General features: G+C 43.7%; 11 protein-coding genes, 1 riboswitch and 1 other annotated feature. Of the genes, 6 read left to right on the top strand and 5 right to left on the bottom strand.

Features of this window, described 5'->3' with window-relative positions; translation table 11 throughout:
• Nucleotides 1-73: 73 nt before the first annotated feature.
• The gene (locus tag AB6E78_RS01365) at nucleotides 74-241 is read right to left on the bottom strand and encodes a hypothetical protein (protein ID WP_017060256.1); all 168 of its coding nucleotides are present in this window, start codon (nucleotides 239-241) and stop codon (nucleotides 74-76) included.
• 277 nt (nucleotides 242-518) lie between these two features.
• On the opposite strand from AB6E78_RS01365, the gene htpX reads away from it, so the two are divergent.
• Nucleotides 519-1,382 carry a protease HtpX gene (htpX, locus tag AB6E78_RS01360; protein WP_029235495.1) on the top strand — a complete coding sequence of 288 codons (864 nt, stop codon included), beginning with the start codon at nucleotides 519-521 and terminating at the stop codon, nucleotides 1,380-1,382.
• Nucleotides 1,383-1,696: 314 nt separating this feature from the next.
• Here htpX and purB read toward each other — a convergent pair whose 3' ends face one another.
• The 3 genes from purB to mnmA form a co-directional block, all read right to left on the bottom strand.
• Nucleotides 1,697-3,067: an adenylosuccinate lyase gene (gene purB, locus AB6E78_RS01355; RefSeq protein WP_372083371.1), complete on the bottom strand. Its 1,371-nt coding sequence runs from the start codon at nucleotides 3,065-3,067 to the stop codon at nucleotides 1,697-1,699.
• A gap of 143 nt (nucleotides 3,068-3,210) precedes the next feature.
• Nucleotides 3,211-3,828: a high frequency lysogenization protein HflD gene (gene hflD, locus AB6E78_RS01350; protein ID WP_017060259.1), complete on the bottom strand. Its 618-nt coding sequence runs from the start codon at nucleotides 3,826-3,828 to the stop codon at nucleotides 3,211-3,213.
• Nucleotides 3,829-3,871: 43 nt separating this feature from the next.
• Nucleotides 3,872-5,008, bottom strand: a complete 1,137-nt coding sequence (gene mnmA / locus AB6E78_RS01345; RefSeq protein WP_017060260.1) for a tRNA 2-thiouridine(34) synthase MnmA — start codon at nucleotides 5,006-5,008, stop codon at nucleotides 3,872-3,874.
• A 204-nt stretch (nucleotides 5,009-5,212) separates the two neighbouring features.
• On the opposite strand from mnmA, the gene AB6E78_RS01340 reads away from it, so the two are divergent.
• A complete protein-coding gene (locus AB6E78_RS01340) occupies nucleotides 5,213-5,482 on the top strand; it encodes a hypothetical protein (protein ID WP_010439986.1) in 270 nt (89 codons plus the stop codon).
• 102 nt (nucleotides 5,483-5,584) lie between these two features.
• Nucleotides 5,585-6,889 carry an inosine/guanosine kinase gene (locus AB6E78_RS01335; RefSeq protein ID WP_017060261.1) on the top strand — a complete coding sequence of 435 codons (1,305 nt, stop codon included), beginning with the start codon at nucleotides 5,585-5,587 and terminating at the stop codon, nucleotides 6,887-6,889.
• 194 nt (nucleotides 6,890-7,083) lie between these two features.
• On the opposite strand, the gene AB6E78_RS01330 is transcribed toward AB6E78_RS01335, so the two are convergent.
• Nucleotides 7,084-7,494, bottom strand: a complete 411-nt coding sequence (locus tag AB6E78_RS01330; RefSeq protein ID WP_017060262.1) for an H-NS family nucleoid-associated regulatory protein — start codon at nucleotides 7,492-7,494, stop codon at nucleotides 7,084-7,086.
• Nucleotides 7,495-7,858: 364 nt separating this feature from the next.
• Nucleotides 7,859-8,036, top strand: a riboswitch (Lysine riboswitch).
• 112 nt (nucleotides 8,037-8,148) lie between these two features.
• Between AB6E78_RS01330 and AB6E78_RS01325 the strand changes: the two genes are divergently transcribed.
• From AB6E78_RS01325 to hisD, 3 genes are all read left to right on the top strand, one after another.
• A complete protein-coding gene (locus tag AB6E78_RS01325) occupies nucleotides 8,149-9,741 on the top strand; it encodes a Na+/H+ antiporter NhaC family protein (protein ID WP_017060263.1) in 1,593 nt (530 codons plus the stop codon).
• Nucleotides 9,742-9,931: 190 nt separating this feature from the next.
• Nucleotides 9,932-10,067, top strand: a sequence feature (His leader region).
• Nucleotides 10,068-10,120: 53 nt separating this feature from the next.
• Nucleotides 10,121-11,017: an ATP phosphoribosyltransferase gene (gene hisG / locus AB6E78_RS01320; protein ID WP_017060264.1), complete on the top strand. Its 897-nt coding sequence runs from the start codon at nucleotides 10,121-10,123 to the stop codon at nucleotides 11,015-11,017.
• Complete coding sequence (gene hisD / locus AB6E78_RS01315; protein ID WP_017065318.1) at nucleotides 11,017-12,318, top strand: histidinol dehydrogenase; 1,302 nt, start codon at nucleotides 11,017-11,019, stop codon at nucleotides 12,316-12,318. Before hisG ends, hisD begins: the two co-directional genes overlap by 1 nt.
• Nucleotides 12,319-12,323: the final 5 nt, after the last annotated feature.

Raw genomic sequence — 12,323 nt, 5'->3', positions numbered from 1 at the left:
AGCCCTTTTGCTATTTTAAGCCTTTAGACCTTGAGTTGATAAACAACCGGTCTTTTAATAAACAAGCTTAGAACTAATGTTCTTTAGTCAGTCCCATTAAAGCTTGCTGAGTTTCTGTGATTTTTGTCTGTGCCGTTTGCGGTGTTAGGATTCCAACCTGCTTTTTCGCTTCTTCTTCAGTAATCCCTAGGTGACAGCACAGTAAATCGATAGCCATTTGAGTGTTAGTACCTTCAACCATGATCCTTTCCTTTTTGTACATGGACTAGCCAATAAATCATCTGCAGTCACTGTAAACGGATTGTTATATCGACACCATACGACTTAGGTCTAATAGAGTGGATTTAATTCGGATATGGTCTCGTAATCAAATGTTGCAATTTAATGCTTAACCTTGTTTTCTTAATCTAAGACTATATGTATAAGTAAGTATAAGTCTTCAAGGTTGGAATCTATTGCTGTCTGCCTTGTCTATAACAATAAGTTTTATAAAAACAGCTTTCATGCGGAGATAAGTAATGAAGCGAGTAATGTTGTTCCTTGCAACTAACCTAGCGGTTGTATTGGTACTAAGTGTTGTTCTTAATGTTGTATACGCAGTTACAGGTATGCAACCCGGTAGCCTCTCAGGTTTATTGGTGATGGCTGCGGTATTTGGTTTTGGCGGCTCATTCATTTCATTAATGATGTCGAAGAAAATGGCGCTACGCTCGGTAGGCGGCATGGTCATTGAAAGCCCACGTAACGAAACAGAACATTGGTTGATGGAGACGGTAAGCCGTCAATCTCAACAAGTTGGTATTGGTATGCCAACAGTGGCGATCTACGACTCGCCAGACATCAACGCATTCGCGACAGGTGCTAAGCGTGACGATTCATTGGTAGCAGTATCAACAGGCCTGCTGCACAACATGACGCGTGATGAAGCTGAAGCAGTATTAGCGCATGAAGTGAGCCACATCGCGAACGGTGATATGGTGACCATGACGTTAATGCAAGGTGTAGTGAACACGTTCGTTATCTTCCTATCTCGTTTCATCGCCAACATTGTTGCGTCGAATGACAACGAAGAAGAGGGTGGCAGCAACATGATGGTGTACTTCGGTGTGTCTATGGTGTTGGAATTGGTATTTGGTTTCTTAGCAAGCTTCATTACGATGTGGTACAGCCGTCATCGTGAATTCCATGCCGATGCAGGTGCAGCGAACCTAGTAGGTAAAGAGAAGATGATTGCAGCGCTAGAGCGCCTAAAGGTGAGCCATGAGCCACAACTAGAAGGTTCTATGATGGCATTTGGTATCAACGGTAAGAAGTCTCTAACAGAGCTTCTAATGAGCCACCCGCCGCTAGACAAGCGTATTGCTTCTCTACGTAACATGTAATCGCTACGTATTCTTCAGTCGCTAATCGACAAGATACATTTGAAAGGCTTCCTTCGGGAGGTCTTTTTTGATCTTGGCATCTAAGACAGTAAGTATTCGAGGAATAGGTGTCTGGCGATAGAGGGTTACTGGTGATGAAGCATTACGATATTGATTGGTTGATATCGCACGGATTGAGATGAGTAGGGTAATGATACTGGGTTGCTTTGTATTATTTTTCTGACGTCTCTTGTGCTCAATACACTTTGTTCCGCTCAACAAAAAGGCTTCCACATGGGAAGCCTTAGTCTATTCTGTGATTCGAAATTCGAACCTTACAGTTTGTCAGTTAGCTCGATTGCTTGGCCGATGTAGTTCGCTGGAGTCATCTCTTTCAGGCGAACTTTCTCGTCTTCAGGGATCTCAAGACCATCGATGAATACACGCATGCCTTCGCCATCTACACGTTTACCACGAGTTAGCTCTTTTAGCTTCTCGTATGGTTTTTCGATGCCGTAACGACGCATTACTGTTTGTACTGGTTCAGCCAATACTTCCCAGTTCTTGTCTAGTTCAGCAAGTAGCGCAGCGCGGTTAACTTCAAGCTTGCTAATACCTTTCAGAGTCGAAGTGTATGCAATGATTGCGTAGCCAACACCCACACCTAGGTTACGAAGAACCGTAGAGTCAGTAAGGTCACGCTGCCAGCGAGAAACTGGAAGTTTTTGTGCAAGGTGGCTGAATACTGCGTTCGCTAGACCAAGGTTGCCTTCAGAGTTTTCGAAGTCAATTGGGTTAACTTTATGCGGCATTGTCGAAGAACCGATTTCGCCAGCAATAGTCTTCTGCTTGAAGTGACCAAGAGCGATGTAGCCCCAAACGTCACGGTCGAAGTCTAGAAGGATAGTGTTGAAACGAGCAATTGCATCGAATAGCTCAGCGATGTAATCGTGAGGTTCGATTTGAGTTGTGTACGGGTTCCAAGTTACGCCAAGAGATTCAGTGATGAACTCTTCGCTAAACTGGTGCCATTCAACTTCTGGGTATGCAGAAAGGTGTGCGTTGTAGTTACCTACAGCACCGTTGATTTTCGCTAGGATCTCAACGTTTTCGATTTGCTTGTATTGACGTTCCATACGGTACGCAACGTTAGCCATCTCTTTACCCATAGTAGAAGGAGAAGCTGGCTGACCGTGTGTACGAGACAGTAATGGAATATCACGGTACTCGTTCGCAAGTGCTTTGATAGCATCAATTACGTTACGGATTTCTGGAAGAATCACTGTGTCACGAGCTTCTTTAAGCATAAGCGCGTGAGAGGTGTTGTTGATGTCTTCAGAAGTACATGCAAAGTGAATAAATTCGTTTACAGCGTGAAGTTCAGGAACGCCAGCAACTTTCTCTTTCAAGAAGTACTCAACCGCTTTAACGTCGTGGTTAGTCGTGCGCTCGATCTCTTTGATACGTAGAGCATCTTCTTCGCTGAAGTTAGCGGCTAGTTCATCAAGAAACTGGTTAGCTTCTGCACTGAACGCTGGTACTTCTTTGATTGCATCAGTTGCTGCAAGCTTTTGTAACCAACGAATTTCAACGATAGAGCGGTACTTTAGTAGTCCAAACTCACTAAAGATGCTGCGTAATGCAATAGTCTTACTTCCGTAACGGCCGTCTACTGGTGAAACAGCAGTCAATGCTGACAGTTCCATGGTGTTCTCCTGAATTGAGTTTTCTAAATTTTGAGAGGTTTATACCAGTAACAATCTCAATTGTCACGCACATTGCGCAATCGTTTGCGTGAGAGTTGTATTGATACAAAAAACAAGCTCGCGACGAGGCGCGAGCTAATAAACTACATTCGAGCTAGTAGGATTTGAGCCTGCTCGATCATCTTCTTACGACCGAAGATAAGGTGGCGACGTTTACCGCCAACTTGACGCCATAACACAGCGCTTCGAATCCCTGATAGAAGCAGTGCGCGAACCTTATGTTGGCTCGATGTCTGCTGAAGTACAGACGGAGTACCAGAAACCTGAATGCGAGGGCCGATAGGGCTGACGACATCAAGGTAGATACTTGCAAGGTTGCTGATCATTTGCTCGTCAAACAGATCAAAGTGTTCAGTTTGGCGCTCTGCAGTTTGAATGCGGTCACCAAGCTGAGACATAGAGTCGTTGCGAGAAGACAGCTTACGCTCAAGCGCCATCAAGCTGATGATGTAACGCGTGATATCGCTACCTGCTGGAGTACTATCGATACCTTTTACTAAGCACTCAAGGCCAAGCTTTAGGTTCGCTTCACGTCCAAATACGCCCACGGTATTCGATGGGTTGGTATTTAAAATGGCACTGAGTGAAGCTTCAAAGGCATCTTTATCACAATGGCCGTCTTTCGCTACTTGTTGAACCAAAGCCACAGCTTGGCAAATTCCGGCGAAAGCAATAGTACGGTCATAAAGTGTATTAGCCACGTAGTAACTCCTAGTTGTCTTCTATCGTTTGTCGTTTGATTGATTAGATGCGCTTTTCGATGATACCACCACCAAGACATACTTCGCCTTGGTAGAACACTGCAGATTGACCTGGGGTCACTGCGATTTGTGGCTCATCAAAAATAACCTTAATGTTCTCATCATCAATTGGGATGATTGTACAAGGAATATCTGTTTGACGGTAACGTGTTTTTACCGTGCATGTCATAACTTCAGTAATTGGTGTGCGATTTACCCAATGAAGTTGAGATGCGATCAAGCCTTCTGATTTCAGAAGAGGGTGGTCTTTACCTTGTACTGCGATGAGTACATTACGCTTAAGGTCTTTTTCACCAACAAACCATGGTTCTTCGTTACCGCCACCACCTTTAGTGCCGCCAATATGAAGGCCTTTACGCTGACCTAGCGTGTGGTACATCAAACCTTGGTGTTGACCAATCACTTGGCCTTCAGGTGTTTCGATGTTACCCGGTTGTGCTGGTAGGTATTTGCCTAGGAACTCAGTGAACTTGCGCTCACCGATAAAGCAGATGCCTGTTGAATCTTTCTTCTTAGCTGTGATCAAGTCTTGCTCTTCAGCAATACGTCGCACTTCTGGCTTCTCTAATTCACCGACAGGGAATAGGCTGCGTGCCACTTGATCTGAGCTTAGCGTGTATAGGAAATAACTTTGGTCTTTGTTGCTGTCTAGACCGCGTAGCATTTCTGGTTTTACGCCAGCATCAAGCTCCTCTTGAGTTGGGAAAGTACGACGAACGTAGTGACCCATCGCAATGTAGTCTGCGTCTAGCACTTCATCCGCAAACTCTAAGAATGCTTTAAATTTGATTTCTTTGTTACAAAGAATATCTGGGTTAGGTGTACGACCTGCTTTGTACTCTTCAAGGAAGTATTCGAATACGTTGTCCCAGTATTCTGCAGCAAAGTTGATAGTGTGAAGGTGGATACCTAGTTTGTCACATACCGCTTGAGCATCAGCAAGATCTTCAGCTGCCGTGCAGTATTCTTCGTTATCGTCTTCTTCCCAGTTTTTCATGAAAAGGCCTTCTACCTGATAGCCTTGTTGCTGAAGAAGATACGCCGATACTGACGAATCTACACCGCCGGACATACCGACAATTACTTTCTTTTCGCTGTTTCCAGAGCTGATATCTGACATGTCTAAACACCGTTACTATTACTTGGTCGCAGATTCTAACAGAAAGAGAAACGCCGTGACAGATCCGAGACCGGAATCACAGTTTCATTTGCACAAATAGTGCGCTGACTTTGTTAGAGAATCGCATGAGAGCGAGGTGAGTCGCTAGGATGTCAGAAGTATATGTGGCATAGTCGCTCGAAATCCAAGACCTGAGATAAAAAAATGTCTGAACAAAATGAATTTATGCAAGAAGAAGAGCTGATTGAGATCATCGAGAACCAGCTTGAAGATGGCGAACCAGTGAAAGTGAAAGAGACGTTGATGCGTTTAATGATGACAGGCACTCCACGTGAAGAAGCAATTGCGGCTATGGCATGTGCACTGGCAATTGAAGTATTTGACGTTATGAAAAACGGCGCGGAGTTTAATCAAAAACGTTACGCGGAGCATTTGGGCATGCTGCCCGATTTAAGCTTTATGGAAGGCGAATAAAAAAAACCTTCAGCAAACGTTTGCTATAGTTTGAAAGATTGCCGCGTTAAATATAGCGCGGTAGAATCCGCCACCTATTTCCCCTTGACTTAGACTAGCCTTATGAAATTCCCTGGACAACGTAAATCAAAGCACTACTTTCCGGTTCACGCTCGTGATCCTCTAGTGAGCCAAGCTCAAAGCAGTAAAAGAATGTCACGCACTCATATTATCGGTATTGACCAAACATTGGTGGATATTGAAGCAAAGGTGAGTTCTGAACTTATTGAGAAGTATGGTTTGAGCAAGGGACATTCACTGGTTATTGGCGACGCAGCCGCTGAATCTTTGTATCAAGAATTAAAAGAGCAGTGCCTGATTACCAATGAATACGCTGGTGGCACAATTGGTAACACATTACACAACTATTCAGTGCTAGCGGATGACCGTTCTACACTGTTAGGTGTAATGAGCCAAGATATTAAGATTGGTAGTTACGGTTATCGCTATTTATGTAATACATCAAGCAGAATGGATCTGAACCATTTACAAGGGGTAGATGGCGCAATTGGTCGCTGCTTTGCATTAATTACAGAAGACGGTGAACGTACTTTCGCAATTAGCGAAGGACAAATGAACCAATTAAAACCAGAAAGCATTCCTGAAAAAATCTTCAAAAGTGCTTCTGCTTTAGTTTTAACGGCTTATTTAGTTCGCTGTAAGCCAGGCGACCCGATGCCTGAAGCAACAATGAAAGCGATCGAATACGCGAAGAAATACGATGTGCCAGTCGTTCTTACACTAGGTACTAAGTTCGTTATTCAAGATGATCCAGAATTCTGGAAAGATTTCCTTGAGCAACACGTAACGGTTGTTGCAATGAATGAAGACGAAGCTGAAGCGTTAACGGGTGAAAGCGATCCACTGGCTGCATCAGATAAAGCGCTAGACTGGGTAGACCTTGTTCTATGTACTGCGGGACCTGTTGGCCTATTTATGGCTGGTTATACAGAAGATGCAGCTAAGCGTGAAACGTCACTGCCTTTACTTCCAGGTTCAATTGCGGAATTCAACCGTTTTGAATTTAGCCGTCCTGCGCATAAAGATTTATGTGAAAACCCAACTAAAGTGTATTCGCACATTGCGCCATACATGGGTGGACCAGAAAAGATCAAAAATACCAATGGTGCAGGTGATGCTGCGTTATCAGCTTTATTACATGATATGGCTGCTAATAAGTACCACAAAGAAAACGTGCCAAACTCAAGTAAACACCAACATTCATTCTTGACGTACTCTTCGTTCTCACAAGTTTGTAAATATTCTAACCGTGCTAGCTATGAAGTGTTGGTTCAACACTCTCCACGTTTATCTCGTGGCCTTCCTGAAAGAGAAGATAGCCTAGAAGAAGCGTACTGGGAAAGATAAGTTACTTTCTTTAATCAGTAGTACTATCAGTATCAGTTGGTTTCTAATACTGATAGTACAAATATAAAAAAGGCTCCGAAAGGAGCCTTTTTTGTTTCTGAATATATTGAAGTCGTAAATAATACTTTGGTCGACTTAAATATTAATTCTATCGCTTAGCGTGTAATTGATTACTCACTAAGTAAACTAAATGTTTAGATAGCAAACTCTTCTAGAGATTTACCAGCATCTAGCTGTTCTTGGATAGCTGAAGGCGTACGGCCTTGACCTGTCCAAGTCTTCTCGTCGCCGTTTGCGTCTACGTATTTGTATTTCGCTGGGCGAGGAGCGCGTTTAGCTTTTGTTGTTTTAGATTTTGCTTCACCAGAAAGTGCAGCAATAAGATCGGCAACATCAATTCCGTCTTTTGCAATTTGTTCAGCAATAGCAGAAAGCTTAGCTTCTTGCTCTGCTTTAGCAGCACGCTCTTCAGCTTCAGACTCTTGACGCTCTTGTACAACAATAGTCAGCTTGTCTAGCGCTTCTTCAAGTTGCTCAAGAGTTAATTCACGTGAGAACGCACGAAGGCTGCGGATATTTAATAGAGTTTTTGTTAATTCAGACATGATATTTTCCATCAAGGTAAACTAAATAATCTTCCTAATAATAAACAGAGCCTAGGAATAAAACAAATAGTATTTCTTCTATTACATATTTAAATATAAAAGTGAGATGAATAGTTGAAAATTCAGAGCAGTATTTCTATTGAATTTATAATAATTATTAAGAATATCTTAAAAAATGATATGTGACAGGTGGAGTAGTCAACTTATGTAGACTATTCTTCTATTGATTAGTTCATTAACAAAAAGCTATTTTTCTCGGAATGATATGTTGCATTGTTGCTATTGATGAGTACAATTGCGGCTACCTGATGCGAGGTGTTGGTTAATTTGTTGTTAAACTCTGGTTTACACGGTTAATAATGTTATCGCACGTAGAGGTGCAATTATAAAAAGTAACTTCCGTTGGGGTGATGCCAATGAACGGGAATGAAAGGTGTAATTGCCGAAGTAAATTGTATATCTAAGCAATTTGCTGGGGTTGTGCTCAATAGGTACAACACTGCCATAGTCTTAATTTTAAACTATGGAGCGCTACTGTAGGGTTGGGTGAAGTGTTCACTTCCCTTTCGCTTAGTTCAACATGAGCTTGGTCAGCCGTATCAAGTTTGTCTGCAGTAGATCTCTAGCCAAATAAAAAACTGGTTTTTGAAGATCATGAATTTAATAGATTTTGCAACATCACCTTTATCTTTGCTTCCGCCCCTTGTGGCTTTGAGCCTTGCTATTGTTACCCGCCGTGTATTGGTTTCTTTGGGTGTCGGTATCATCATGGGTGCGATTCTACTTGCTGATTACTCAGTAGGTAACGCAGCTAGCTACGTGTTTACTAAAGCATCTGGTGTTTTCATCGAAGATGGTGGCATCAACACTTGGAACATGAGCATCATTGCATTCCTAATTATTCTTGGAATGACAACGGCATTATTAACACTGTCTGGCGGTACTCGCGCATTCGCGGAGTGGGCACAGTCTCGCGTTAAGAGCAAACGTGGTTCAAAACTACTTGCTGCTTTCTTAGGTGTATTCATCTTTGTTGATGACTACTTTAACAGCCTAGCGGTTGGTGCTATCTCTCGTCCTGTAACAGACCGCTTCTATGTATCTCGCGCTAAGCTTGCTTATATCCTAGATTCAACTGCTGCTCCTATGTGTGTGATCATGCCTGCTTCTAGCTGGGGTGCTTACATCATCACGATCATTGGTGGCATCTTAGTGACACACGGTGTGACAGAGTATTCTGCACTGGGTGCTTACGTTCGTCTTATCCCAATGAACTTCTACGCTGTATTCGCACTACTAATGGTGTTCGCAGTAGCATGGTTCGGTCTAGACGTTGGTAAGATGCGTGAGCATGAGATCGAAGCATCTCAAGGCCGTGGCTTTGAAGGTGACAACGATCAAAAGCAAGCTCACGATCTAAACGAAGAGTTAGATATCGAAGAGAGCGAAAACGGTTCAGTTTCTGATCTTGTTATGCCAATCGTATCGCTAATTGTAGCGACAGTGGCTGCAATGCTTTACACAGGCGGCCAAGCGCTGGCTGCTGATGGCCAAGCATTCAACCTTCTAGGCGCATTCGAAAACACGGATGTAGGTAAGTCTCTTGTTTACGGTGGTGTTATTGGCTTACTAGTAGCACTAGCGACAGTATTCAAGCAAAAGCTATCTATGACTGATATCGCAAGAACAATGTGGATCGGTGCTAGCTCTATGTTTGGCGCGATTCTGATTCTTGTGTTTGCATGGACTATCGGTTCTGTTATCGGCGACATGAAAACGGGTTCTTACCTATCGTCTCTAGTAACAGGCAGCATTGATTACCACTGGTTACCGGTTATGTTGTTCCTTCTAGCGGGCGTTATGGCGTTCTCTACAGGTACATCTTGGGGTACGTTCGGTATCATGCTACCAATCGCGGGTGATATGGCTGCAGCATCGGATATCGCACTGATTCTTCCAATGCTAAGTGCGGTTCTAGCGGGTGCAGTATTTGGTGACCACTGTTCTCCAATCTCAGATACGACGATTCTGTCTTCTACTGGTGCTCGTTGTAACCACATCGACCACGTCTCGACTCAGCTTCCATACGCGTTGTCTGTAGCGTTCGTATCGTGCATTGGTTTCATCACTCTAGGTATGACATCTTCAATTGGCATCGCATTTGGCGCAGCGTCTCTAACGTTTGTTGCTGTATGTTTTGCATTGGCTTACTTCTCTCGCTGCAAAATGGCTACGTGCAAAAGCTAAAATTGAAAGTTAATCAGTAAACTATCAGGGAGGCGTTTGCCTCCCTTTTTTGTGCCTGTTAATTTAATTTTAAGTTTCGTGAAAAAAGTTCGAATAAATGGTTGAAAAAGGATGTCAGCTTAGTTAGTGTGGAGACAAGACAGCAAACAACCTAAGAGCTGATAAGTATGCGTAAATTAGTAATGAACATTCATCACCATCATCACCCTATCTAGTCTTTCGGGGAGATTTACGTATACCCGGGAGCAAGATTACTCCCGGAGGTTAAGTCAAAAGAATTTAGATTTAAACCCTCGGGATGACAAAGTCCCCGAGGGTTTTTTAGTTTTAGCGCTTTTAAATAATCAATAAATTCAAATATTTGCACAGGGATACAGCAATGCAGACACAACGCCTAAGAATCGCAATTCAAAAGAAAGGTCGCTTAAGTAAAGAGTGCCAAGACCTACTTAAAAAATGTGGTGTTAAATTTAATATCATGGGTGAGCGCCTAGTGGTTCACTCACTAAATATGCCAATCGACTTGTTACTCGTTCGTGATGACGACATCCCAGGTCTTATCATGGATGGTGTAGTTGACCTTGGTTTCATCGGTGAAAATGAACTAGAAGAAGTTCGTCTAGATCGTGTTGCTCTTAAAGAGCCTTCAGAGTTCCGCACACTACGTCGTTTAGACTTCGGTGGTTGCCGCCTTTCAATCGCTATTAATAAAGACGAAGAATACAACGGCCCACAAGACTTAGCGGGCAAACGTATTGCGACAACCTACCCACAACTACTTAAAGCCTACATGGACGAGCAGGGTGTTGAGTTCAGCACTTGTATGCTAACAGGTTCGGTTGAAGTCGCGCCTCGCGCTGGCCTTGCAGACGCTATCGCTGATTTAGTTTCTACAGGTGCAACGCTTGAAGCGAACGGCCTAAAAGAAGCAGAAGCTATCTTCCAATCGAAAGCAACACTGATTCAACGTGTTGGCGACTTCGACGCAGACAAGACCGCACTGATTGAAAAACTACTGACTCGTATGCAGGGTGTTCAACAAGCGAAAGAGTCGAAGTACATCATGCTTCACGCGCCAACCTCTCAACTAGAGCAAATCAAAGCACTACTGCCTGGTGCTGAAGATCCAACGGTTCTTCCTCTATCTACAGACAAAGACAAAGTTGCCGTGCACCTAGTAAGTACAGAGAACTTGTTCTGGGAAACAATGGAACAGCTGAAAGAGTTGGGTGCAAGCTCGATTCTAGTATTACCAATCGAAAAAATGATGGGGTAGTGACGATGAGAACCGTTGTTTGGCAATCTTTAAGTGAATCACAGCAAGACTCGGTATTAGAGCGTCCAGCTATTACTGAAGGTGCAAACATCACAGCGACTGTTTCTGATGTTATTGCAAAAGTACGAAATGAAGGCGATGCCGCGCTTAAAAAGCTGACTGCAAAGTTTGATGGTGTAACTCCAGAATCTATCCGAGTCAGTTCGGGTGAGATTGAAGAGGCGTGTGCTCGTCTAACACCAGAGATGAAGCAAGCGTTAGAGCAAGCTTATAGCAACATTGCTAAGTTTCACGAAGCTCAAAAGCCGCAGCCAATTAAGGTTGAGACACAGCCTGGTGTTGTGTGTGAGCAAGTGACGCGCGCGATTAATACTGTTGGCCTTTATATTCCCGGTGGCAGTGCGCCACTACCGTCAACGGTTCTTATGTTAGGTGTTCCTGCTCAAATCGCAGGTTGTCGTAAGGTTGTGCTTTGTTCACCTCCGCCAATCGCTGATGAAATCTTGTATGTCGCTAAGCTTTGTAAGATCGACGAAGTTTACAACGTTGGTGGTGGTCAAGCGGTTGCAGCAATGGCTTACGGTACCGAGAGTGTGGCTAAAGTCGATAAGATCTTCGGCCCAGGTAATGCCTACGTTACGGAAGCAAAGCGCCAAGTGAGTAATGACTTCCGCGGAGCAGCTATTGATATGCCAGCTGGCCCATCTGAAGTGTTAGTGATTGCTGATGAAACGGCTGATGCAGACTTCATTGCAGCGGATTTGTTGAGCCAAGCGGAACACGGGCCTGACTCTCAAGTAGTATTGGTAACTCCATCTCCAGTGGTTGCAGACCAAGTAACAGAAGCGGTTCAAAAGCAACTGAAAGAACTGTCTCGTGCGAACATCGCTCAGCAAGCATTGGCTTCAAGCTTAATCATCATTGCTGAATCGATCACTCAAGCGATTGCGATTTCGAATTTCTACGGTCCTGAGCACTTGATCGTTCAAACCAAGAACCCACGTGAATTGCTGCCATTGCTAGATAATGCAGGCTCAATTTTCCTTGGTGACTGGTCTCCAGAATCTGCAGGTGACTACGCATCCGGCACAAACCACGTTCTTCCGACTTACGGTTATACCAAGACGTATTCAAGCCTAGGTTTGGCTGATTTCTCTAAGCGAATGACGGTGCAGGAGCTAACAGCCGATGGGTTGAAAGGCCTAGCGCCAACAGTAGTAACAATGGCGGAAGCCGAAGGTTTGGATGCACACAAACGCGCTGTGACTATCCGAGTTGAAAAGTTAAATAAAGCGAAATAAGGGTA

The organism is Vibrio sp. 10N.247.310.98, from assembly GCF_041467395.1.
Classification (GTDB): domain Bacteria; phylum Pseudomonadota; class Gammaproteobacteria; order Enterobacterales; family Vibrionaceae; genus Vibrio; species Vibrio crassostreae_C.
Note: the sequence above shows the minus strand (reverse complement) of the source record. Positions and strands in the feature narration are given on the sequence as shown.

Coding starts and splice junctions, on each gene's coding strand:
- htpX (WP_029235495.1), top strand. CDS start 519: ATGAAGCGAGTAATGTTGTTCCTTGCAACTAACCTAGCGGTTGTATTG.
- AB6E78_RS01340 (WP_010439986.1), top strand. CDS start 5,213: ATGTCTGAACAAAATGAATTTATGCAAGAAGAAGAGCTGATTGAGATC.
- purB (WP_372083371.1), bottom strand. CDS start 3,067: ATGGAACTGTCAGCATTGACTGCTGTTTCACCAGTAGACGGCCGTTAC.
- mnmA (WP_017060260.1), bottom strand. CDS start 5,008: ATGTCAGATATCAGCTCTGGAAACAGCGAAAAGAAAGTAATTGTCGGT.
- AB6E78_RS01365 (WP_017060256.1), bottom strand. CDS start 241: ATGGTTGAAGGTACTAACACTCAAATGGCTATCGATTTACTGTGCTGT.
- AB6E78_RS01335 (WP_017060261.1), top strand. CDS start 5,585: ATGAAATTCCCTGGACAACGTAAATCAAAGCACTACTTTCCGGTTCAC.
- AB6E78_RS01325 (WP_017060263.1), top strand. CDS start 8,149: ATGAATTTAATAGATTTTGCAACATCACCTTTATCTTTGCTTCCGCCC.
- AB6E78_RS01330 (WP_017060262.1), bottom strand. CDS start 7,494: ATGTCTGAATTAACAAAAACTCTATTAAATATCCGCAGCCTTCGTGCG.
- hisG (WP_017060264.1), top strand. CDS start 10,121: ATGCAGACACAACGCCTAAGAATCGCAATTCAAAAGAAAGGTCGCTTA.